The following is a 23,907-nucleotide window of genomic DNA, read 5'->3' as shown; positions in this document are numbered from 1 at the left end:
TTGATTTTAAATGACAAGTTTTGAGAAGTCTGCAACCGATTGTGTAACAATGTGAGTGCGTTTGAGAAGAGCAAGACGGTTAGCACGAACATCAGTTTTTTTATCATTCACCAATACTTTTTCAAAAAATATATCAATCAATTTTCCAAGTGGCGCTAGCACACTGAGTGCAAATGATAAATTTGTTGCATTGATGGGAGCAAGAACCTTTCTTTCTACTTCATAGATTGCATGATAGAGCTGCTTTTCTTCTTTCTCGACAAAGAGCTCAGGATTAATTTCATTCGCTATTGTTGTGCTTTTTTGAAATTCATTTTCAAGAATATTGGCAGTACGTTTTACAGAGGCTACAAAGTTCATTCCATCGTGGGTATTGATGAAAGCGATAAGCGATTCGACACGACGTGCAACCAATAAAAAATCATCAGAATCTTTATTTAAAACGGCTTCAAGGGCATCGTAACGAGCGCCTTCCTCTTTTAGATAGATTTTCAAACGGTCATGAAAAAAGAATAACAGATCTGATAAAATATATTCTGTTTTTTCTGGAAGCAGATTCTGCAATTGTGAATTTTCTCTTTGAGAGATTTCATATTTATTTTTTTGTTGTAAGAAAAGATTCGTTGCTAACTGGAACAGCGGCATAAGATTGATTTTCCAATCTCGCGAAAGTACAAGCCTAATAATTCCCAATGCTGCTCGTCTTAACGCATAGGGATCTTTTGAGCCCGTTGGTTTTTCATTAATGAGCCAAAAGCCAACGAGCATGTCAATTTTGTCGGCGAGCATAACGGTTATAGCAAGTGGTTCTTGTGGAAGACGATCTGTTGGTCCTTGAGGTTTATAATGGTCTTCGATTGCTACAGCTACGCGAGGATCTTCCCCTTGAAGAAGGGCGTATTTTTGCCCCATAACACCTTGTAGTTCAGGAAATTCTCCGACAATTTCTGTTTGCAAATCAGCTTTTGCAAGGATGGCTGCACGTTTTGCTAAAAGAGGATCTGTTTGTATCAAAGGGGCAATTTCTTGTGCGAGTGTAGCAATGCGTTCTACTCTTTTACCTTGTGTACCTAATTTAGCATGAAAAGTTACATTCAAATGATCAAGTCGCGCCATTCTTTGATCGAGAGGTTTTTTTATATCAAGCTCAAATTTTTTTATAGAAGATTCCAATTGTTGAAGATCAGGCAAATCATGCTGATCTGTTTGCCAAAAATGAAGTGCATCAGAAAGACGGGCACGGACAACCTTACTATTTCCTTTCGAAATTTCTTTGCCTTCATCATTTGCAAGAATATTAGAAACGAGAATAAAATGATGAGAAAGTTTTACTTTTTCTCCTTGTTTGCGGGTGACAAAACATTTTTGATTGGCTCGAATGGTCAAGCGAATAATTTCTGGAGGAATATCAAGGAATGATTTGTCAAAATCACCCATCAGGATAACAGGCCATTCAACAAGACCAGCAACTTCTTCTAGGAGGGGATTATCTTGAACCAGTTCTAAACCGTTTGCAAAGCAGAGATTTTGGGCATCAGCTAAAATAATATTCTTTCGTCTTTCGGCATCCAGAATGACTTTATGGGTTTCAAGTTGAGTAACATAGTCATCAAAGCGGCGCACTTGAAATGGCTCTCCATCACTTAAGAAACGATGACCATAAGTTAAATTATTGCTTTTAAGAGAACCAATTGTAAACGGAATAACATGTGTTTCACCAATTTCTGGTCCGAAGATGCAAAGAATGTTTTGTAAAGGTCTAATCCACTTCAAAGTACCACTTTGTGCTGAATCTTTTCCCCAACGCATAGATTTCGGCCACGGAAAGTTGCGGATAATATCCGGTAAAATATCGGCAATAATTTCTTCTGCAGCTCGACCTTTTTTAACAATTTTAGCAATATAAAAATGACCTTTTTTATCATCATGTCCAATATGCGCTTCAGAAACATCATTTAATCCTGTTGCACGTAGAAAACCATCAATTACATGCTGTGGTGATTTTATACTGGGACCTTTGCGTTCTTCATGGACATCTTTGGAGCGTGTGGAAAGTCCGCGTATGTCCAATGTTAGCCGACGAGGTGTCCAATATTCACGAGCAGCTTCATAGATCAATCCAGCATTCACAAGTTGATCTGTAACAGATTTCTTAAGATCAGCAGCAGCTTTTCGTTGCATACGTGCGGGGATTTCTTCACTGAAAAGTTCAAGAAGAAGATCAGACATTAGGCTTCTCCAGTATATATTTGTCCAGCTTCTGTGAGTAAGAAGGCTTCCCCACAACGGCGCGCGAGATTACGAACGCGAAGAATGTAATTTTGTCGTTCGGTTACAGAAATAACGCCACGTGCTTGCAAAAGATTAAAGATATGGCTCGCTTTAATACATTGATCATAGGCAGGAAAAACACAGCGATGGAATACATTTTCTTTATTTGGTTTTCCAGCATCAAGAAGTGCGCTGCATTCGCGTTCTGCATCGATAAAGTGCTGATGGAGCAGTTTTGTATCAGAAAATTCGAAGTTATAATATGAGTATTCCTGTTCTGCCTGTAAAAAAATATCTCTATAACTTATTTTGTTTTCTCCCTCCAAACCATTAAAGTTAAGGTCATAGACGTTATCAACCCCTTGGATATACATCGCTAGACGCTCAAGACCGTATGTGAGTTCCCCTGAAACTGGAGCGCATTCAATGCCGCACACTTGTTGAAAATAAGTAAATTGAGAGACTTCCATTCCATCGCACCAACATTCCCATCCAAGCCCCCAAGCACCAAGAGTGGGACTTTCCCAATCATCTTCAACAAAGCGAATATCATGCAGTTTTGTATCAAGCCCGATAGCTTGTAGCGACTTTATATAAAGTTCTTGTAGATTGAGCGGAGAGGGTTTGAGAAGCACTTGGAATTGATAATAGTGTTGTAAACGATTTGGATTCTTACCATATCGGCCATCTGTTGGACGTCGAGAGGGTTGGACATAAGCAACTTTCCAAGGGCGTGGTCCTAGAGAGCGTAATGTTGTTGCTGGATGAAAAGTCCCAGCTCCGACTTCCATATCGTAAGGTTGCAAAATTGCACACCCATAGTGTGCCCAATAATTTTGCAAAGTTAATATTAGTCCCTGAAAAGAACGTTTTGGGTTAAGATGTTCAGGCAGTTTCACGCTTTATACTCTTTATATTGGACTAAACAAAAAACAAAAGTAATTTTAGTTTCTCTATTTATTATTCATGTGGTTTATGGTTAAGCATCGTTTATTGCAAACCAAATTTCAACTTTTCTTGAATTTGTTCAGAATTTTCTGGTTTTCCGTCAATTGCGTGGTTCCATTGAAAGATTGCTTCACGTTTACGCCCAACTTTCCAATAGGCATCCCCTAAATGATCATTTAGTGTTGGGTCCTCAGGTTGTAATCTGACAGCATTTTCTAATATTTGCACTGCTTTATTATATTCTTTTAGTTTATAGTAAGCCCACCCTAAAGAATCGAGAATATGACTGTTGTGAGCTTGTAAAGCAGAGGCTTTTTGTAGCATACGGAGCGATTCTTCAAGCTTCTCACCACGTTCCACAAGGGAATAGGCTAAATAATTAAGAACCTGCGGTTGATTTGGGAAAAATTCAAGTGATTTTCGCAAGTCAAGTTCTGCTTTTGGCCATTGCTTTAAACGTTCAAAAGCAATACCACGCTGATAAAAGAGTTTCCAATCGTCCTGCTGAAAGTTTTTTATCTTTGTAATAGCGTAGTCTAGAGTTTTAATGGCCTCAAGAAATTTATTGTCCTGCATATAAAAAGCAACGAGCGTTATCAAAATATTACGATCATTGGGAAATTTTTTATTTAACAATGTGAGTAATTTTATTGCTTCTTTGTAATTGTTGTTATTGGCAAGAAGGAATGCAAGATGAAGTTGTCCATCTTTATAATAAGGAGATTTAGGGGATAAAGCGCGATAAAGTTTAATTGCTTGATGTGGATCGTTCAATTTAGCAGAAATGTGTGCGAGCTGAAACAGTGTTGCGTCATTTTGAGGGTATAAGGCGAAAGATAATTGCTTAAAAATACGTGCAATTCGCCCTGAGTTTTTGTAGTTGAGGGCTGTTCCAAAATTATATAATACCTCGGCTGCTCCTTGTTGAGGTGTTTTAATAACTCTCTCTAAGAAAGAATTTTTTTCAATTTTTTCTTGAAAGTTTTTAAGGACTTCTCGACCTGACAACATTTGTTCGCCATGCTGGATTGTTTGAAGAGCTTGGTTGCGCATATTATGGCGCAATTGGAATGAGGCATAGGCTATGATAATACGCTCATAAGTATTAGGAGCGATAAGAGTTCCCTGTTTGTTACTCAGTGCTTTAATGAAATATTTTTTTGCATCCTTTGGCCGTTCTGCAAGGTCGCTCATAAGTGCTAGATGATAAGATATAAAAAGATCATACCAGACAGGACCTTTGAGTTTCTTAAGATCATCGATTGCCTGAGATTTTTGTCCAGATCCAAATGTAATCCAAGCGCCGATGAGTTCAGGTATTGGATTATTGGACGTAGGAAGTTCCTTTAATTTCAGAAGAGCCTTGGCATTCTTATAATCTTTTTTGATGAGACTTTCTACTGACAAAGTTAAGGAAACAAAGGGAGTTATAACATCGTTCTCTTTGAGTTTTTGGGCTTGTTGGACAGCTTCTTTAAAGTTTCCGACCGAGAGCATAGCTTCAAGGAGCTCTTTTTGTGTTTCAATGTTATCAGGTTGATAAACCAGTGCTTGTTTAAAATAATTGATAGCAAGTTCTGTTTTATTTTCATGATTTGCAACCCTTCCAGCTAAATAAGCACCTGTAAATGAGCTTGTATGAGTTGCTGCACTTATTTTACTGTAGGTGAGGGATGGCATCAGCATGATACCCACGATAAAGAGGGCAAAAAGTCGAGATACCGTTGCAGAGCACATGGAGCTAATCCTTTTCAAGATAATCAATTGATGGTGTTGTTTATAGATCATATCTCATTACTTTGTTGAGAAATACTGCGATTCTTGCAAAGAATTCAGTTTACGCGCGCAATACAAAATTCAACAGTCTCAACGAGAGCATTATAAGCAAGATTTTCATTCATGGGAACAAGAGCATCAATTGCATATTTTCCATAGATGCGTGCTTGTTCTATTGTATCTGTGATACTATCATACTTTTCCATTAAGTGTTGCGCGTGTGCGAAGGATTCATCATTATTATTGCCATCTTCAAGCGCTTTTTTCCAGAAATCTTTTTCTACCATATTCCCACGCTCATATGCGAGAATAACAGGCATTGTGATTTTTCCTTCTCTAAAATCATCCCCTATATTTTTTCCTAAGTTTTGAGCACTACCGCTATAGTCAAGTGCATCATCAATTAATTGGAAAGCTAAACCTAAGGATGTTCCATATTCACGTAATGAAGAACGCTCTTTATTTCCATAGCCAGCAATAATGGGTCCTACTTCAGCGGCTGCTGAAAAAAGTGCTGCTGTTTTTGCATCGATGATTTTGAGATATTCTGAAGGGCTGGTTTTTATATTTTTTGCGGCAGAAAGTTGCATAACTTCTCCTTCAGCAATAATTGCAGCAGCGTTGGCTAGGACAGAGAGCGCTTCTATGGAACCGACATCGACCATCATTTTAAAGGCCTGGCTCAATAGGAAATCACCAACAAGTACACTTGCTTGATTCCCCCAAATCATCCGTGCTGTAGATTTTCCACGTCGTAAATTACTTTCGTCAATCACATCATCGTGTAGCAATGTTGCTGTATGCATAAATTCAACAGCTGTTGCGAGTTTTATATGCCCGTCACTTTGATAACCAAACATATGAGCAGAAGCGAGCGTAATCATTGGGCGTAATCGCTTTCCACCTGATGAAATAAGATGGTTAGAAATTTCAGGGATCATCTCAACCTCTGATTTTGCCATAGAGAGAATAAATTGATTTACGCAATCCATATCTTTTTGAGTAAGATTGACAAGAGATTGAAGAGAAATTTGATTATTTCTTATTTGTTTTGGTTTGATAGCTGCACTCAATGTGTTTACTCCTAGAGTATTGCAATGGACATATATAAAATTTACTTTATTCATTAGCATAAAGGGGGTTTGGTTTTGACTCAAGCTTTTGATGTCGTTTAAAAGTGTTAGCTTGGAATGTTATTGGCAAGAAATGTTCTTTAGCGAGTGTAATCTTATTGTTATGAAATAATAAAAAATTTAAAATAGTAGCTGAATGGCAAAAATGCAATTTATAAAGGTGAGCATTAGGCTTTTAAATGGATAAAGCAGCGAATCAGAGTGGTGAAACAATTGACAGTTTTCACCGCGGAAAATTTTATTTGGTTCAACCCCATAAATATGGTCATCGTTCTGGAATGGATGCGATGTTATTAGCTAGTTTGGTTCCGAGTGATTTAAAGGGCAAGGTTGTTGATTTAGGTGCAGGTGCTGGAGCTGCGGGTTTGGCTGTTGCTTCGCGTTGTCTGAAAGTTCATGTTACCTTAGTTGAACGTTCAGCTTTTATGGTATCTTACGCTCAAAAAACGCTTATGCTAAAACAAAATAAACAATTTGCTAGCCGAATTTGTTTGCTAGAAGCAGATGTTACCTTCAAAGGGAATGCCCGTATAAAAGCAGGTTTGATAGATAATAGCTTTGATTTTGCGATTATGAATCCACCTTTTAATAATCCCACCGATCGTAAGACACCTGATAAACAAAAATCTGAAGCACATGTTATGTCTGAAGCAATGTTTGATAACTGGTTGCGGAGTGCAGCAGCTATTGTTAAGCCAGGTGGATACTTAGGGCTCATTGCACGTCCACAATCGTTGACAGATATCTTGCATGCTTTAGAAGGGCGTTTTGGTGGTATTTGTATAATTCCTGTGCATGCCCGTGCGAAAACAGCAGCAATTCGTCTTTTATTTTACGCAAAACGAGGAAGCAGAGCAGCTTTATCTATTTTACCGGCATTGGTTATACATGAAGGTAATGACCATACTTTTTCACCTCGAGTTGATGCAATTAATAATGGATATATAAGCTTGTGGGAACTTTTCTAATAGTATCTTGTGTTTTTTAGTTTATTATTTAAAGTCTACACTTTGTCATTAGGGAGGCTTAGCTTTTGGGTGAAGTTATATTTCTGATTGTAATGTGGGGGTTGATTGGCGCTTTTGGATGGTATCACGTTGTTCCTTTTTGTTGTCCTTGCCTATTTAATTGTTCTTAATTTATAAGGAGATTTTGTTTTGATGGATTTTATTAAAAGTTTTATTCCACGCCGTTTTTCTTCCGATAAACTTGAAATTCCTGTGGTGCGCCTTCAAGGAGCAATTATGGATTCATCAGCATCTATATCTCGTACCCTTTCCCTCAGTAGGTGTGCAAATCTTTTAGAGAAGGCTTTCGCACACAAAAAGTCACCGGTTGTTGCACTTATTATTAATTCTCCTGGTGGTTCACCTGTACAATCGCGTTTTATCTTCAAGCGCATTCGTGACTTGGCAGAAGAAAAAAATAAAAAGGTTCTTGTGTTTATTGAAGATATTGCAGCATCTGGTGGTTATATGATTGCTTGTGCAGGGGATGAAATTTTTGCAGATCCTTCTTCAATTGTTGGTTCCATTGGAGTGGTTTCAGCTTCCTTTGGTTTTCCGGAACTTTTGAAGAAAATTGGTATCGAACGGCGTGTATACACAGCAGGAAAGAACAAAGTTACATTAGATCCATTTCAGCCAGAAAAAAAGGCGGATATTGAGCATTTGAAATCTCTCCAACTTGAAGTGCATCAAACTTTTATCGATTTGGTTAAAGAACGGCGTGCTGAAAAATTATCAGATGATTCGAATCTCTTTACAGGAATGTTTTGGAGTGGAAAACAAAGCGTTGGGCTTGGTCTGGTTGATGGATTGAATGATGTACGTTCTGTTATTAAGGAGCGCTTTGGTAATGATGCAAAACTTCGACTTATTATGCCTCCAAAAAGTTTTTTAGGACCTAAAACGCCTTCAGGAGTGACGGCACATACGGTTTATACAGTCGTTGATAGTGCATTGATGGCAGCAGAAGAGCGAGCTCTTTGGCAGCGTTATGGTTTGTGATGGAAAGGATCATTCAAGCCAGAGAGATTTTTATCTAAAAACAGATACTAGAAGAAAAAAGGCTTGAAATGATACGAATGAGAACATGTCGTTTATTTTGTATGAGAACTCTTTATATTTATTGTTTTTTAGAAAACGATTAAGAATATTCCAAGCTGTTTATAGGGCTCGTGCTAAAAGTATGGGTAAAAGGGGGAAATTTTTAAAAGAACCCTATGTAAGTGAATATTACGTCATATGATATCAAATGTACAAACTTCGTTCCAAAGATATTCCTATTTATTTACACCTATTAAATTGAATTTAGCTCTACATGTTGTGGGGCAACGTGCTGACGGGTATCATTTAATAGAGAGTTTGGTTTATTTTAGTCTTAGCGGTGATTGTCTACACTATGCACCTTGTGAAAATAATCAGTTTGTTTTGACGGGGTCGTTTGCAAAAGGGCTTGTTTCTCATTTAGACAATTTGGTTATTCGCGCAAGGGACTTTATGCATAAGACTTTTCCGGAATGTGCTCAACCTGCTTTTTTTCGGCTTGTAAAAACATTACCTGTTGCTTCAGGCATTGGTGGTGGCTCAGGTGATGCAGCTGGGGTTATCAGCATGTTGCGTCGGCAGTGGAATCTTGATTGCTCTTACGAAGAATTAGCAAAAAAGAGCTTAGTTCTTGGTGCTGATGTTCCCATGTGCCTTTGTGCATTAGAGTATCAGCAGCCGCTTTTGGTTAAAGGAATTGGTCAAGAGATGATACGACTAAAAGAAGCTTGTTCATTAGCAATGGTATTGGTTAATCATGGACAAGAGATTTCAACACAAGCTGTTTTTAAAGCGTTAGAGAAGCGTCATAATCCTTCTTTAAAAATTAATACAGACGCTTTAAAGAGTGTTGATTCATTAGTTGAAGTTTTACAAGAAACGCGTAATGATCTTTTTTCTCCTGCATTAAAAATAGCACCTCAGTTAGCTGAAGTGTTATCTATATTAGATGAATGTGGGGCTCTTTTTTCCCGTATGTCTGGAACGGGAGCAACTTGCTTTGGCATTTTTAAAAATAAACAAACGGCGCAACAAGCAGCTCTTTTTATCAAATCAATGTACCCAAATTGGTTTGTAAAACCTATCATGACTTTAGGAAATATTTGATAAATAAATATAAAAGCTTTTATTTTATCATGATTTTATTATACATAATAAAAGAGGGTAACCAAAGAAATGTGTTTTTTTATTTTTTGTGCAAGAATTCGTGGAATGTTTGAAGAGCCATTTAAAACTGTAATGCTTGCAAAAAATGATCAGGCTACAGAAATAGATGTATGTTTGTTGTATTTGTGATGTATCAAAGATGTTTAATTTGCCGCTTCAACCAAATTTTTCGTGCGAATTGGATTTGCAAAAACAGGGTTTTTTTCATATAGCAGGTGTTGATGAAGTAGGACGGGGGCCTCTCGCTGGACCTGTGGTAACAGCAGCCGTTATCTTGGATAGAGATCGTATTCCTAATGGGTTAAATGATTCAAAAAAACTTTCTTTTTTCCAACGAAATAGACTTTATCATGAAATTTTGCAAAGTGCATTAGCGGTTTCAGTCGCCAGTCTTTGTGCTCGTACAATTGATCAATCTAATATTAGAAAAGCAACGTTAGAAGCAATGCGTCGCTGTATTATAGGATTAGCCATTCCAGCCCACTATGTCCTTGTTGATGGGCGTGATATTCCTTCTGAGTTGTCCTGTCCTGCAATGGCATTGATTAAGGGCGATCAGCGTTCAGTTTCAATTGCAGCCGCATCTATTATTGCGAAAGTAACGCGTGATCGGATGATGGAATGTACAGGACAAGTTTATAAAGGGTATGGTTTAGAGAAGCATGTAGGTTATGCAACGCTAGCGCATCGTACAGCTCTTGATAAATATGGACCAGTTATAGGATTACATCGTTATAGTTTTGCACCACTAAAAGAGTGTAAAAAAGGTAATTAAAATCAGTGATTTACTACAAGAGTAAAGGGTTTTATAATTCATTGATTCTATTATGTTTTTTGAGTGTCTATCCCTAACCTTTTTGAAGCTTTTTATCACTTATTCCTATCTATTTTTTCCAGATATAGAATCAGATATTTCTAACATGGGCTTAACTCTTATTTGTTATTAACCGTATAGCAATGATATACGACAAGGGGCGGTAATGGCAATTGTGAGTTTTAAATATAAGGGCTTAAAATTATTTTATACAACAGGTTCCACAAAAGCTATTTGACCAGATCACTTAAAAAATTACGCGTTATCTTAACGGCTTTAACAAGTGCTACTACGCCTGAAATGTTGAGAGCGCCTGCCTTTAAAATACACCCTCTTAAAGGTGAACTTACAGGGTACTATTCTATATGGATGAATGGAAATTGGCGTGTTACTTTTCGCTTTATAGGAACAGATGTGGAGCTTGTTGATTATCAAGATTACCATTGATGAGAGGAATGAAAAAAATGACGCATAACCCCGCACATCCGAGTGAAGTTCTGAAAGTAGCTTTCTTAGAAGAAATGGGGATAACAATACAAAAATTAGCTGATCATCTCCATATGACAAGAGCTTCTTTATCAAGAGTGATTAACGGACATGCTTCTATAAGTACCGAGCTTGCTATTAAATTAGAATTAGCTGGTTTTAGTAAAGCAAAATTTTGGTTGGATATGCAAACAAACTATAATTTATGGCAAACAAAGCAACAGGCACAACCACCTATTTCTCTTCTTGTTTTTGATACACCTCAAACGCCGCTTTGATTTCGTTAATAATTTTGATGGTGCTTTGGTTTGTTTTTTTAGCTGCCGCCCATTGCTCTAACTTTTTTGTAGCTTTTTGATTGCTTCTGTTGCAAGTCGTTTTCTATCGGCTGTTTTGGTACAAAGGGATGCCATTTTATCTTCGCTCCAGCCAAAAAGCGCTTTCATTTGTGAAACCGTAGCACCAGCATTGGCAGCACGTTTTGCTGCTAATTTTCGCAATCGGTGCGCTGATTTTTTAATACCCGCCGCATTACATGCTTCACGAAAGAGGTTGCCAAAACTTTCTTTGACAAGCTTATTTCCACCTTTACCACAAATGAATGTTTGATCACCTATGGGACCAATTTTAAGGGTTTCCTCTAGTTCTGGTAAAATAGGAAGAAAAACATCTGTTTTAAATTGGCTCTTTTCTGTTTTGAGATAAATGATATTATCTTTGACGTCTTTCCAGCTGATACGAACGGCATCACCACGACGCAAGCCTGTATAAAGAAGAACATCAATCCAGACGCGTTCATGTGTACCATGTGACCAACGGTGATAATATTTGTCTATGTCCTCTTCTAGCCATGGCAGCAATCCCTCACTGTTTAAAGATTTTGGTGCTTTTATATTAAAGGCAGGATTTCTATTTAAAAGGGCATTATCAACCGCCCAATTAAAGAGATCGTTTAAAGAGGTCAAAAAATATTTTGCCGCTGCGAGAGTAGCTCGCCTTCTGTCTACGGCGTCAAGGATGTGGTGTTTTTCTATGCTTTTATGTGCACGATCAGCAATATTTTTAGAAACATTGTTCAGAATTCGATATTTAACTTTTTTAGTAGATTCTAATTGATTATGCCATTGCATGCTTTGTAAATACTGATGCAATAACCAATCGAAAGAGCCTTTTGTAAGTCTGTTTATTTTCTTGGAGATGCCATTTTGCGCTTGTTTAATAGCCAGCGTATATTTGCTCTGATGGAAATCAATGGACTGTCATAAATTTTAGCTTTTCCACTAATAAATGTACCACCGAAAACTTGTGCATCCCCAAAAACTTTGGCATAATCATAGACTTTTGCATCATCACTTATCCAGCAATTGCCATCATGACTTAGATTGTCTTCTTTTTGTATAAAAGTGCCAAGATCACCTGCCTTTACATCTCCAAAGTCTCTCAAAGCACGGATGCAGTAAAGTGTAATGTATCCACCAACCTCAATTGTTTCATCAGTCAGTTCATATTTCTTTTCCTTGATTTGTGCAGAATTCACCCGTAGCGTGAATCATGCATCACTTAAAAGTTATTAGGAATGGGTAGGGGGCTGGGAGGCATATGGGCACTCCCATTTTTTAAAAATATGCAAATTTATTTTTTTAGATGTGCTTAATTTCATATTTCCAATCAGGCAATGGAATGAGAGCTAATGCGAGTTGTCCTCTATGACACATGCATACATTAGCTTCAAAATAGGTGATTGCAACGCGCTTTTTGTTTAAAAAAATTTGATATAATTTGTTTATTGCACAAGAATTATCCTTGAGAGTTGTATTTTGATAATCTTCAAAAAGGCGATCATAATCTTTTGTGTTTTCAAATTTCTTCGTTTTTCAGAGGTAATTCCAAGTTCAGGCATATGCCATATATTCAATATCAATGTTGTTTACAACTTTCTCTAATTGTCTTTTTGAAAATCCGTATTTTCTGCTTATTGGATTTTTACGAATATCATACAAAAGTTTAATATTATTTTTGATAAGTTGATTGAAATAGTTCTCAAAGGATTTTCTTTCATAGCCAATGGTAAAAAAACAAAAGTTCTCATCTTTAGCAGGCTGTATGATAATATGTTTGATGTTACACACGTTTATTTCCTTAGTAAATAGGTGGGGGCTCTATGAGCGCCTCTTTCCAAAAGGATAAATCCTCCAGTGATTATCACCGCGTTGTGGAGCAAACAGGGGTTAAAGCTGGTGATGGCGGTTTTGATATCACTGTTAAAGATAAAACAACTTTGACCGGAGGTATTATTGAAAGCACAGCCTCGGCAGAAAAAACAGCCTGACCACAGGAAGTATCAGTAGCAGTGATATCACCAACAGTGCGCATGCTCAAGCCAGCAGCCATGGGTTTAGCATTTCTGGGAATGACACGATAAAGAACATTGCCAAAAATGTTTTAAATCACGGCAAAACCAAGGATGGAGCAGAAGGGGAAACCAAATCTGCTATCAGTGATGGGAGTATCATCCTTACTGATATAACTGGACAGACGGCGATGGGGCAAGATGCTGGACAAATCATTGGCTCTCTCAACCGTAACACCGCTTGAGGGCATCGTTCATAATCGCGTAGATATGATCAATGATTTATCGGATGAAGGGCTTGGATACTAGGACAAAGTGCGCGAAATGACAAATGTCAAAGAGCATCCTGAGGGAGAAGTTGCGCACGATGAAAATGGCAATGTACTCTATTTAACTGATAAGAATGGATAGTATATAAAAGGCAGCGATGGAAAGTACATTACTCTGTATCACTTTTTAAATGCTGAAGATGAGCAGCATTTACAAGCTGGCTCTGATGGCGCTGTTTATATGTTCTACAATGGCATTTTAAATTCACCCGATGATGCTACGGGTAATGCTGTCCAATTGGCTGTTAATAAAAATGGTCCCCTTTATTTTACATACCACCCACAAGCTAAAGACAGGCTCGTAGAGATTGGAGTAGCGATTTATGAGTATTTTGGGGGATGGAGTAATTCAACCAAGAAGTTACAAGATTTTATCTATCATTATGGCAATACAGGGGCGATCGTTAGTGCGCATAGCCGAGTAGTCTTACAGTGGGCAATGGAATGCGTGACTTTGAACAGCATGGCATTCACGGTATAGCAGACAAAACAGATATCTATCTTTTGGGACCAGCTAATAACTCTCTATCGATAGCGAATGCACTATATTATGTGAGTGATGGTAAAAAAGATCATATTTATTTACAAAACCATATATTTAATCCCATTGGTACAGGAATTAGTCACAATCTACCTCCTGTTTATAAGGTACCCTTGAAGTTCCCCTATGTATTATCCACCAGCAATTCCAATGATAGAGCAAGGGGGAACGTTTATCGGGCATAACCCTAGTATCCATAAGTGTTATGGTAATGCGGGGAAAAATGTCAAGATACTTATGGAACACATCATAATGATAATACAAAAATTTATGCACCTCGTGCAATTTTAGATTATTTAGGTTTAGGTTATTTATGGAAAAAAAATGAATACACTGTTTAAATTATTAAGTGGGATAGTTCTATTAAGTATTACTGGATGTAACTCAAAGCCTCCTTCAACATACTCTGTTATATGGCAAAAGCCAAGTGTAGACTTTACTGAGGTAGAAAAAGCATCGTTAGAGTGTGGTATATCATCTCCTTATAATATAGATTCGGAAAATAGTAAATTGGATTTAAATGAATGGGCAATGATTCATGGTTGTGTGATTCAATCGGGATTTCACTATAAAATTAAAAATGGAAAATGGTGTGAAATTGTAAAGATGATAGAATTCCAGTGTATCGTCCAAGTGCTGTCATCCCGAGGCGCAGTGTCAAGAAGCGCTTAAATAGTCCGTATTGTAAAAAAAGTATAAAAACACTCTTAAATATCAACACTAAATTTTGCCGTTGATAATCAACAATCAAAATGCTGTATGTGAAGCGATATGACGTATGGAATACACTTAGGTAATCCTATAACGTTGCGTCATAGGACGGATTGTGCTATCTTTAGAGTGATGAGTTTGAGAAAGCCTTGTCCGTCCTTACGTGACAAGTTTTTTTATACCACGTCGTTATAACGTTGCTGTTTTGCTTGCTCGATGACATTCAAAAGATCCGATTGTAACCAACGGGATAAAAAACCAAATTTTAGGGGTTTGGGGAGAGAGCCATTGGTAGCATGACGGCGGGACACTCATATGAAGCAATTTTGCACTTTCACGGTCAGTTAAAAGAATATCATTTTCTGTCATTCTAAAATCCTTTCATTCTCAAAAAATAGAAACAAATCATAACCATTTATTAACCACATTTTGGTTCATTTTTGAAGGTATTTTATTTATAGAAAACAATATTTTATCATATAATTTCTGATGTGATAATTTATGACTCTTATTGAGAAAGAATGAGAGAAAAGAGAGCTAAAGTTATCCACAGATAATGGGGTTATGCACCCCATATTTTAGGTTTGACCCGTGACATAAGCCGCCCATTTATCCATATAAACGCGGCGCTGTTCTAAATAGTCAGTCCGACAATAGGCACGTTCTGCTTGCCCTCCTATTATATGAGCTAGAATAGTTTCAGCGACCTCATAAGGGGCATCGGTTGTTTCAGCGAGCCAATTGCGTAAACTAGAGCGAAAACCATGCGGACGTGCTTCAATTTTATTTTTTCTCATATACGTAGCCATACATTTCTCAGTGAGGGAACCACGACCTCTAGCAGAAAAAAAGAAATCATTACGAGAAAGCAAGCGCGCTTGTTTTAGAATTTCTAATGCTTCTGTTGATAGAGGCACGCGAAATTCTGTTGTGGTATCACGCTTTCCTTTCATATTCTCAGCAGGAATTGTCCATATATCGCCATCAATTTGATCTTCACGAATATGACGCAAGGAATTAGTACGAACCCCTGTAAGGATAAGCAGACGCAAAGCAAGATGTGTTATGTTTTGTGTTTTACAGAGTAACTGATAAAAAGCTGGTATATCTTTCCAATCCATTGCTGGTCTATTAATGATCTTATAACGTTGTTTTCCTAAGAGAGCACGTGCTTTTTCTGTTGCTTGTAAATCAACATCCAAACCCAAAGCAGCCGCATGTTTGAGACAAAGATTAAGACGTATCAATGCTATCTGAGCTGTTCCAGCTTTTGTATGCCAAATGGGAGAAAGCGTATCGCGTATCTCTGTTTGTGTAATCTCTGAAACGGGGAGGCAACCTAATTTAGGGAGAATGTAAAGCCGCAAAGGTGAAAACCAATCACTAGCCTTACTATCTCTTTTTAATTCGGCTTTACGACTTTCAAAANCCGCAAAGGTGAAAACCAATCACTAGCCTTACTATCTCTTTTTAATTCGGCTTTACGACTTTCAAAAGCATCTACGGCAATGTCTTTTAAGTAATGGAGATTGCTTATTGCTTCACGCTTTTGTTTATCGCGTTCTTTAATGGGGTCATGCCCCTCATGCAAAACAGAACGCCATTGGTTTGCCNTTCGCAACGCACCCAAGCCCATTTCGCGGCGCCGACCATGAATGGTATAACGATAAAGCCATTGAGCACCACCATCTTTACGTTTGTGAAGAAGCAAGCCGGCACCATCATTATATTTGCCAGCTCCCAATGTTGCGACAGCCCTTGCATTAAGATGATTCATAAGAACCATTTTTACTCCTTTCTTGTACAATTTTTACCCACACATCAACCCCGCTTGTGATGTGCAAGCAAGTGGTTTTGATTAATACAACATAAACAGGTTTGGAATGATAAAATCCTACAGTATTAGTTTTTTCATTCAATATGAAAAAAACTAAGTTATCATTATAAATCAAAGTGATGTGGCGTGATGAAGATGCTTATGCAAAGAATCTAAAAGTTTTTTTGCGAGTGTTTGAATAATTTCTTTGTTTTTCTGAATTTTAGATACAAAATACTATTGCTAAAGTACTAAAAGTAGATCATGCTGGTAAATAGATGAAACTTTGATGGCGCTTGGTTTTAAAAAAGGCAATATTTGATTTCACTGTTTGCGCTGGTATTGATTTTGCAATAACAGATAATAGTTTATTGTATGCAGAATACTGTTATTTAGATTTTGGTAAAAGAAATTTATAAAGAATATTATCATTAACAGTTATGCGAAACTTTAATGAAAATGAATCCAACTTTAATACACATAATTTTAGTGTGATTTAGTTTACAAATTCTTATTGAATGCAAAATTAAAAGTTTAAGAAGCCTTATTTGCAAAAATTCTTTATTTTTTTGTGAGTGTGTCATTTTTGCTACAGATCTTTCAGAAAAGATGCTCTATATGAATTTCATTTTGGATATTTGGAGAGATTTTATGAATACAAAACGTTTAATAACAGCGTCTATTTTTTCTTTAATTTCAGCGTCTACAGCACTAGCTGCTGATGTTATGATGCCTCATCAGCCAGCATCATCGACTACTTCTACCATTGTTGCACCTACTTTTTCATGGACAGGTCTTTATTTAGGTGTCCAAGCTGGTGGTTTTTCGAGCAAAGCTGATATGGCTCTTGTTGGTCAAGAAAAGAGTTTACCCCTGGATAAAGAGTTTTCTCCTAAACTTTCAGGTTTTGTAGGTGGTTTTTATGCAGGTTCTAATATTGATCTCGGTGATAACTTTATTTTTGGCATCGATACGGATTTAATGATATCTGGAAAAAAACACACAAAGACCATTACCATAGGTGCGGCTGATAACACTACAGTAGAAAATGCAGTCGTAAGATCCCGCAGATCAGTACAAACACAAACGCCTCCAGTCCCTCGAGCAGTAACATCAGAAGGAACACAAGGATCCGCTTCAGAAAAATCTGTTGGAACGCAATCCAGTCAAGCACCAGCTCAACCAGTAACTACAGTTCAATCGTCACGAGCAGGAGAAGCACAATCAAATCAATCAGCAACAACTGGAAAGTCTAGCGATGTTAGTGCAACAGCAGGAAAAACAGTGACGTCGGAAAGAACATCAGGAGTTCCAACACCATCATCAAAAACGCCATCTGAATCGTCGGTAACACAACCAGTCTCCCCTAAAACAGTGCAAGCGGTATCGTCCTCATTGGGAAGATCAGATACAGGAGGGGCATCGTTAGGTGAAGTAGGTAGATCACAGCCAGCTGCACTTAAACCGACATCCCTTACAACAGGAGTAGGAACATCAGCATCGCGATCAGCTGTAGTAGATCAGTCATCAGGCGTAAGGGCAAATGGAGCTAATGCGCCTGTAAATACTGTATTAGTAGTGCCTGCACAAGTACAACCTGCACCAGTAAAACCTACTGCAACCGCACCAGCAGTACAGCCAGCAGCAAAAGCACCTACATCGGTACAACCATCAGCAGTAGAAAGAACAGTACCGAGTTCATCACTTGTACTCGCGAGATCAGGATCATCCAATGGTTCAGAAACAAAAGTTTCTAATGGAACAAGCGGAGCCCAACAGGGAGGTCATCATAGTTCTTCCCATAGTAGTGGAAATGCTAATGCACATGGTGCACCTCATGCAGGTGGGCATAGCTCTGGTGCTCATCCGAATGGTACTAATCCACATGCTTCTCGTTCTCATGGTGGACAGAATATGTCTGGACACGGTGCACAAAGTACACAAGCGGTGGATAAGAACGCTTCCAGTGTATATGGTATAGAACAAATAAAAAAGATGGCTTCTGAACTTGGTCTTGATCAAGAGGATGCAGTTGAAACTTTAAGTCATACTTTCAAACAAAATTGGGGTGGTGCTACACGGGTACGTATTGGTTTTGCTGCTGATCGCTTTATGCCTTATCTTGCTGGTGGTATTGCTTATGGACAATTCCAAGACACTGTATCAATATCCGTTAAGGATGAGGATGGAAGAGTCGTTTCTTCTAAGAACTTAGCTGATGAAACAAAAACTATGATTGGTTACACACTTGGTGGTGGCGTTGATTTCTCGCTTCTAGATAATGTGATTGTACGTGCAGAATATCGTTACTCTGATTTTGGTAAAAAGAAATTTGCAAAGGAAAAACTTGAAGTTAACTACAAAACCAATGATTTCCGTGTTGGTGTAGCTTATAAATTCTAATTTTTTAAAGAGTAAATTTCTAAGAGGCTCCACTGTCAGTGGAGCCTTTATTTTTTTTAAGATCACTTTTTGGTTTCTTTTCTTGTGAATTTCATGATAAAGCCCATAGATTGTGATGATATATTTTCCTGATCGCTGCTTAATACGAATGATAAGCTCGGCTTTCCCTATAGATAAAAACCAGAGTTGCAGGGTTCAGGGAAGTTATGCAAAAATGAAATCGTAAAAGTGGACAGGGATATTTCACAATGGCTGTGAAAAATGAAACAATAGATTATTCAAAAACTCTTTATCTCCCACAGACAAATTTTCCTATGCGTGCAGGGCTTCCGCAAAAAGAGCTTGAATTGATGGCGCGTTGGGAAAATATGGGGCTTTATGCGCAATTGCGTCAACAAGCAAAAGATCGTCCATTTTATATTCTTCATGATGGTCCGCCTTATGCAAATGGTCATATTCATATCGGGCATGCTTTAAACAAAGTTCTAAAGGATGTGGTTGTTCGTTCATTCCAAATGCGCGGTTTTAATGCAAATTATGTACCTGGTTGGGATTGCCATGGGCTTCCAATTGAATGGAAAATTGAAGAAAAATATCGAGCACAAGGAAAAAATAAGGATGAGGTACCTCTTAACGAGTTTCGTCAAGAATGCCGTGAATTTGCACAGCATTGGGTAACCATTCAAAGTGAAGAATTTAAACGCCTTGGTGTCGTGGGAGATTTTAACACGCCTTATACTACAATGGCTTTTCATGCAGAAGCACGCATTGCCAGTGAATTGATAAAATTTGCTATGTCAGATCAGATTTATCGTGGTTCCAAGCCGGTGATGTGGTCTGTTGTGGAGCGTACGGCTTTGGCAGAGGCTGAGATTGAATATCATGATCATGAATCAGAGGTGCTTTGGGTTAAGTTTCCTGTTTTTGAAGCAAATTCTGATGATTTATATGGTGCTCATGTCGTCATTTGGACAACAACACCGTGGACGATTCCAAGCAATCGTGCAGTGAGTTATTCTTCGCAAATTTCTTATAGTATTTACGAAGTTGAAAGTGCTGAAAATGATTTTGGTCCTCAAGTGGGAGAAAAGCTTCTCTTTGCAAACGCTTTAGCGATGAGTTGTGGAGAAAAAGCCAAACTTGTTTTGAAGCATTTGCGTGTTATTTCTTCTGAAGAGTTGAAAGCTCTTGTTCTTTCTCATCCACTCAAAGGTTTAGCTGGAGGGTATAATTATAAAATTCCATTGCTTGATGGTTCGCACGTAACAGAGAGTGCTGGTACAGGTTTTGTCCATACAGCACCAAGCCATGGGCGTGAGGACTTTGATATTTGGAATGATTATAAGTCCTTACTGGAGCAAGCGGGGATTGATTCATCTATACCGTTTCCTGTTGATGATGCAGGGTTCTATACGAAAGATGTTCCAGGTTTAGGACCAGATCGTGAAGGAGGACCTGCACGTGTTATTGATGATAATGGAAAAATGGGTGATGCCAATAAAGAGGTCATTAATGCTTTAATTAAAGCAGATCGATTGTTTGCACGGGGGCGTTTAAAGCATTCCTATCCCCATAGTTGGCGTTCAAAAAAACCCGTTATTTTTCGCAATACACCACAATGGTTTATTTCAATGGATAAAGATTTTGGGGATGGTTCAACTTTACGTAGTCGGGCTTTGGAAGCTGTTTCAAAAACGCGTTTTGTGCCGTCTTCTGGACAAAACCGCCTAGCTTCTATGATAGAAGATCGTCCTGATTGGGTTCTTTCTCGTCAGCGTTCTTGGGGTGTTCCTATTTGTATTTTTGCGAATGAGGATGGTGTTATTCTAAAAGATGAAGGTGTGAACGAGCGTATTTTACGGGCTTTTGAAGCAGAAGGGGCAGATGCATGGTTTGCTGAAGGAGCACGTGAACGTTTTTTAGGTGAGCGTGCACATGAGCCTTGGGTACAGGTTTATGATATTTTGGATGTTTGGTTTGATTCTGGAGCCAGCCATAGCTTTGTGTTAGAAGATCGGGTTGATTTGAAATGGCCTGCTGATGTTTATTTTGAAGGTTCAGATCAACATCGCGGATGGTTCCAATCTTCTCTTTTGGAAAGCTGTGGTACGCGTGCTTGTTCTCCCTATAAAGCCGTGATCACACACGGTTTTACTTTGGATGAGAATGGTAAGAAAATGTCTAAATCTTTAGGCAATACGGTTGTTCCGCAAGAGATCATTAAAACATCTGGAGCTGATATTTTTCGTCTCTGGGTTATGACAACCGATTATTGGGAAGATCAGCGTTTAGGCAAAAAAATACTTCAAACAAATGTGGATTCATATCGTAAACTACGCAATGCAATTCGTTGGATGCTAGGAACTTTAGCACATGATGATGGAGAAGAAGTATCTTATGGTGCACTGCCGGATCTTGAAAAATTTATATTGCATAGGCTTTTTGAACTTGATCAGTTGATTAATCGCGCTTACGATGAATTTGATTTTAAAAAGATTATGCGTGCATTATTGGATTTTTCAATCATTGAGTTATCGGCATTTTATTTTGATATCCGCAAGGATTCTCTTTATTGTGATGCGCCTTCATCAAAAAAACGCAAGGCCTCCTTGCAGGTTGTCCGTGAGATTTTTGAGCGTATGGTCACATGGCTTGCTCCAATGTTACCTTTTACTATGGAAGAAGCTTGGTTAGAGCGTTATCCAGGAAGCCAATCGGTGCATTTGGAACAATTTCGCTCTGTACCAGAAGAATGGCAAAACCAATCTTTGGCTGAGCGTTGGAAAAAAATTCGGCAGGTCCGTAAAGTTGTGACAGGTGCTTTAGAGCTTGAACGTGCTAATAAGCGTATTGGATCCTCTTTGGAAGCTGCGCCTATTGTTTTTATTTCCAATCTGGTTTTACGAGAGGCATTAGAAAATGTGGATATGGCGGAGATCTGTATTACCAGTGCACTCACAATTACGCAGGACACGATACCTTCTGATGCTTTTACTTTGAATGATGTTGAAGGTGTTGGTGTATATCCAGAGAAGGCATTAGGAAAAAAATGTGCTCGATCATGGCGTTATACACAAGATGTTGGAAGTGATCCAGCTTATCCGGATGTATCTGCTCGTGATGCAGCTGCTTTGCGGGAATTGCAGATTCTTGGCAAGATTTAAAGTTTTAGATCAAAGGAAAGAAATGCAAGTATATTTCTCATATTGATGAATATAGTTTTTTGTGGTACGAAAAAAATTCCGTTGTTTTATCTGCAGGGGGGAAATTTGTGTATGGACCGTTCTCTCATAAATAACGGGAATATTAATCAGCCATACACCTAGGAAATGGAATAGGCAGTGAGAAAACGTGAAATAAAAATATTTCCAATAGGAATTTTAGGGATGTGCTTTGTTTTAACGGGATGCAATTTATCCGCTCCTACCTATGGTACCAATAAACCAGTTTCAATACAGTTTTTTGAAGATGTTGCTAATATCACTTCATTAACACCAACAAATAACAGCAGCCAGATTGTTATGAAACCTCATCCAAAACTTGTAATACCAAGCCCTAGTTCACGCAGATTTTTGCCGGTACCACAACAAGATAGATCTGTCAATGAAATGGCAGCATCGAAGAAGCATCAAGGAAATACTCCTTTTCCTCACAAAGGATCGTCAGTTAATGGCGTTGGTTCAGAAAATCCTTCACAGTTGAATGCGAAGCAACGACAGGAATATTTACGTCGTCAGAGAGCACAAGTTGGAAGTTCAAAATACCGTCGCTATCTCACTGAACCACCTTTAAGTTATCGCCAACCGGCAAAAACCGCACCTATTGGTCGATAGGGAAAAGACAAAACATTTAAAGTAAAGTATTTTTCCAATTACTTATGATACCAAGCTCTCATTCGCGCGCAGTTATAATGCTGCTGTAGGAGGGGGGTATTCTCATGAAATAGCAATATGACAACAGCATCGAGAGATTCCTTATGCGTTTCCTTAACACGAAACATTTCTCAAGCTCATTTTACAACATTGCTCATGTGGCTAGTATAACGTAAAATCTATTGTGCTCCAATACTTTATGCTTAGGAAGGAGAAAGTGGATACCATCATTTTATTTTACAGACTCCAATGTTGCGATAATTTTTGCATTTGAGAGCTTTCATAAGAGACATTTTTAGTCTTTTCTAAAACGTTCTTTATCCAGACGATAATTCCGCTTATGATGTGCAAGAAAGTGATTTTTACTGTTTCAATGTAATTTGAAATGAGAGCATATCTACGATATTTTGGACTTTATATTTTATATACAAAATAATGAATTATTCTTTTGAATGAATGTATCATCTAATAGAAACAATATGCAGAATTAAAAGAGAGAAAAAATGCTTCGAAATAGCTTTTGCTATATATATATATATCAGAAGAATTAACAGTCTTTTTTGAGAAGTAGGATAGTTTTTAAAGAGTGAAAGTTATGGAAGAAGAATTATTTTTAGTATCGCTTTTGTATAAAAAAGTCTTTAAGTAATTGAGCTGCTTCTTTTTCCTTGAAACCAGAATAAATTTCAGGTTTGTGATGGCAGGTTGTTTGCTGATAAAAACGTGGGCCATTTTCTATAGCACCTCCTTTGGGATCATTTGTTGCATAATAGAGACGTCGTATGCGTGCAAATGAAATGGCAGCGGCACACATAGCACAAGGTTCAAGTGTTACATAAAGATCGCAATCAGGAAGCCTTTCGCTTTGCAATGTTTCACAAGCCATACGGATTGCGCGTATTTCTGCGTGTCCTGTAGGGTCATATGCAGATTTTATAAAGTTACCAGCGCGTGCAATGATAGCTTTTCCACGTGTAATGATAGCACCTACGGGAACTTCATCTTTTTTTGCAGCCTCTTGCGCTTCTAAAAGGGCTATTTCCATGGGCGTCAAGGTCATAATATTCTTTCTACTGAAGGTATAGAAAATCTAAAGGTTATCTCGATAAGGAATGCTATGGAATGAATAATTTATTACGCTTTTATAATGAAAAGAATACCTCTATTTTTTTTAATAGTTTAAAACAAACTTGCAAGTTGGCAGATACATTATTGTCGTTAAAGGATAGAAAATGATAAATG

Annotated in this window: 18 protein-coding genes and 5 pseudogenes; 13 read left to right on the top strand and 10 right to left on the bottom strand. The window is 38.0% G+C overall.

The genetic code is table 11. From position 1 onward, the window contains the following. Positions 1-6: 6 nt before the first annotated feature. From glyS to ACFIMC_RS08245, 4 genes are all read right to left on the bottom strand, one after another. Complete coding sequence (glyS, locus tag ACFIMC_RS08260; RefSeq protein ID WP_375681065.1) at positions 7-2,229, bottom strand: glycine--tRNA ligase subunit beta; 2,223 nt, start codon at positions 2,227-2,229, stop codon at positions 7-9. Beyond that, positions 2,229-3,170 (bottom strand): glycine--tRNA ligase subunit alpha, encoded by a 942-nt coding sequence (locus tag ACFIMC_RS08255; RefSeq protein WP_375671947.1) that lies wholly within the window; start codon positions 3,168-3,170, stop codon positions 2,229-2,231. Before ACFIMC_RS08255 ends, glyS begins: the two co-directional genes overlap by 1 nt. Positions 3,171-3,261: 91 nt before the next feature. Then, entirely contained in the window at positions 3,262-4,956 is a 1,695-nt protein-coding gene (locus ACFIMC_RS08250) for a tetratricopeptide repeat protein (RefSeq protein WP_375612092.1), read from the bottom strand. Positions 4,957-5,051: 95 nt separating this feature from the next. Next, positions 5,052-6,128 (bottom strand): polyprenyl synthetase family protein, encoded by a 1,077-nt coding sequence (locus tag ACFIMC_RS08245; protein WP_375671948.1) that lies wholly within the window; start codon positions 6,126-6,128, stop codon positions 5,052-5,054. A 179-nt stretch (positions 6,129-6,307) separates the two neighbouring features. Between ACFIMC_RS08245 and ACFIMC_RS08240 the strand changes: the two genes are divergently transcribed. The 6 genes and pseudogenes from ACFIMC_RS08240 to ACFIMC_RS08215 all read left to right on the top strand — a co-directional run bounded on the left by ACFIMC_RS08240 (position 6,308) and on the right by ACFIMC_RS08215 (position 10,921). After that, a complete protein-coding gene (locus tag ACFIMC_RS08240) occupies positions 6,308-7,096 on the top strand; it encodes a tRNA1(Val) (adenine(37)-N6)-methyltransferase (protein ID WP_375612094.1) in 789 nt (262 codons plus the stop codon). 192 nt (positions 7,097-7,288) lie between these two features. Next, entirely contained in the window at positions 7,289-8,137 is an 849-nt protein-coding gene (locus tag ACFIMC_RS08235; RefSeq protein WP_375612095.1) for a S49 family peptidase, read from the top strand. A 237-nt stretch (positions 8,138-8,374) separates the two neighbouring features. Then, positions 8,375-9,283, top strand: a complete 909-nt coding sequence (locus ACFIMC_RS08230; protein ID WP_375638045.1) for a 4-(cytidine 5'-diphospho)-2-C-methyl-D-erythritol kinase — start codon at positions 8,375-8,377, stop codon at positions 9,281-9,283. A 199-nt stretch (positions 9,284-9,482) separates the two neighbouring features. Then, a complete protein-coding gene (locus tag ACFIMC_RS08225; protein WP_375629754.1) occupies positions 9,483-10,118 on the top strand; it encodes a ribonuclease HII in 636 nt (211 codons plus the stop codon). 205 nt (positions 10,119-10,323) lie between these two features. Further along, positions 10,324-10,604, top strand: a pseudogene (locus ACFIMC_RS08220) (type II toxin-antitoxin system RelE/ParE family toxin). Between the two features lie 17 nt (positions 10,605-10,621). Then, positions 10,622-10,921, top strand: coding sequence for a HigA family addiction module antitoxin (locus ACFIMC_RS08215; protein ID WP_375629753.1), 300 nt, complete (start codon positions 10,622-10,624; stop codon positions 10,919-10,921). 57 nt (positions 10,922-10,978) lie between these two features. Here the strand turns inward: ACFIMC_RS08215 and ACFIMC_RS08210 are convergent. The 3 genes and pseudogenes from ACFIMC_RS08210 to ACFIMC_RS08200 form a co-directional block, all read right to left on the bottom strand. Then, positions 10,979-11,875, bottom strand: a pseudogene (locus ACFIMC_RS08210) (tyrosine-type recombinase/integrase); the annotation flags it as partial. Continuing rightward, a complete protein-coding gene (locus ACFIMC_RS08205) occupies positions 11,827-12,180 on the bottom strand; it encodes a hypothetical protein (protein WP_375668510.1) in 354 nt (117 codons plus the stop codon). The pseudogene ACFIMC_RS08210 and the gene ACFIMC_RS08205, both read right to left, overlap by 49 nt. Positions 12,181-12,535: 355 nt before the next feature. Next, on the bottom strand, positions 12,536-12,772 hold the full coding sequence (locus ACFIMC_RS08200; protein WP_375668511.1) for a DUF488 family protein: 237 nt from the start codon (positions 12,770-12,772) through the stop codon (positions 12,536-12,538). Positions 12,773-12,804: 32 nt separating this feature from the next. Here ACFIMC_RS08200 and ACFIMC_RS08195 point away from each other — a divergent pair, with 32 nt between their 5' ends. From ACFIMC_RS08195 to ACFIMC_RS08180, 4 genes and pseudogenes are all read left to right on the top strand, one after another. Further along, positions 12,805-12,972: a hypothetical protein gene (locus tag ACFIMC_RS08195; RefSeq protein ID WP_375668512.1), complete on the top strand. Its 168-nt coding sequence runs from the start codon at positions 12,805-12,807 to the stop codon at positions 12,970-12,972. A gap of 531 nt (positions 12,973-13,503) precedes the next feature. Continuing rightward, a complete protein-coding gene (locus ACFIMC_RS08190; protein WP_375668513.1) occupies positions 13,504-13,803 on the top strand; it encodes a hypothetical protein in 300 nt (99 codons plus the stop codon). Continuing rightward, positions 13,767-14,048 (top strand): hypothetical protein, encoded by a 282-nt coding sequence (locus ACFIMC_RS08185; RefSeq protein ID WP_375671949.1) that lies wholly within the window; start codon positions 13,767-13,769, stop codon positions 14,046-14,048. Before ACFIMC_RS08190 ends, ACFIMC_RS08185 begins: the two co-directional genes overlap by 37 nt. Positions 14,049-14,187: 139 nt before the next feature. After that, positions 14,188-14,600: pseudogene (locus ACFIMC_RS08180) on the top strand (hypothetical protein). Positions 14,601-14,750: 150 nt separating this feature from the next. On the opposite strand, the pseudogene ACFIMC_RS08175 reads toward ACFIMC_RS08180, so the two are convergent. Together ACFIMC_RS08175 and ACFIMC_RS08170 are read right to left on the bottom strand one after the other, a co-directional pair. Beyond that, positions 14,751-14,943 (bottom strand): annotated as a pseudogene (locus ACFIMC_RS08175) (helix-turn-helix transcriptional regulator). Between the two features lie 209 nt (positions 14,944-15,152). Then, positions 15,153-16,360 (bottom strand): annotated as a pseudogene (locus tag ACFIMC_RS08170) (tyrosine-type recombinase/integrase). Positions 16,361-17,041: 681 nt separating this feature from the next. Here ACFIMC_RS08170 and ACFIMC_RS08165 point away from each other — a divergent pair. The 3 genes from ACFIMC_RS08165 to ACFIMC_RS08155 all read left to right on the top strand — a co-directional run bounded on the left by ACFIMC_RS08165 (position 17,042) and on the right by ACFIMC_RS08155 (position 22,626). After that, positions 17,042-18,793: an outer membrane beta-barrel protein gene (locus ACFIMC_RS08165; protein ID WP_375672079.1), complete on the top strand. Its 1,752-nt coding sequence runs from the start codon at positions 17,042-17,044 to the stop codon at positions 18,791-18,793. A 248-nt stretch (positions 18,794-19,041) separates the two neighbouring features. Continuing rightward, positions 19,042-21,957: an isoleucine--tRNA ligase gene (ileS, locus tag ACFIMC_RS08160; protein WP_375672078.1), complete on the top strand. Its 2,916-nt coding sequence runs from the start codon at positions 19,042-19,044 to the stop codon at positions 21,955-21,957. A gap of 177 nt (positions 21,958-22,134) precedes the next feature. After that, positions 22,135-22,626 (top strand): hypothetical protein, encoded by a 492-nt coding sequence (locus ACFIMC_RS08155; protein WP_375612104.1) that lies wholly within the window; start codon positions 22,135-22,137, stop codon positions 22,624-22,626. Between the two features lie 652 nt (positions 22,627-23,278). Here ACFIMC_RS08155 and ACFIMC_RS08150 read toward each other — a convergent pair. Continuing rightward, positions 23,279-23,725, bottom strand: a complete 447-nt coding sequence (locus tag ACFIMC_RS08150; RefSeq protein WP_375672077.1) for a nucleoside deaminase — start codon at positions 23,723-23,725, stop codon at positions 23,279-23,281. Between the last annotated feature and the right edge of the window lie 182 nt (positions 23,726-23,907).

It is taken from the genome of Bartonella sp. AP21QHHD (assembly GCF_042196205.1).
Lineage (GTDB): Bacteria > Pseudomonadota > Alphaproteobacteria > Rhizobiales > Rhizobiaceae > Bartonella.
This window is presented reverse-complemented; position numbering and strand designations above follow the sequence as displayed.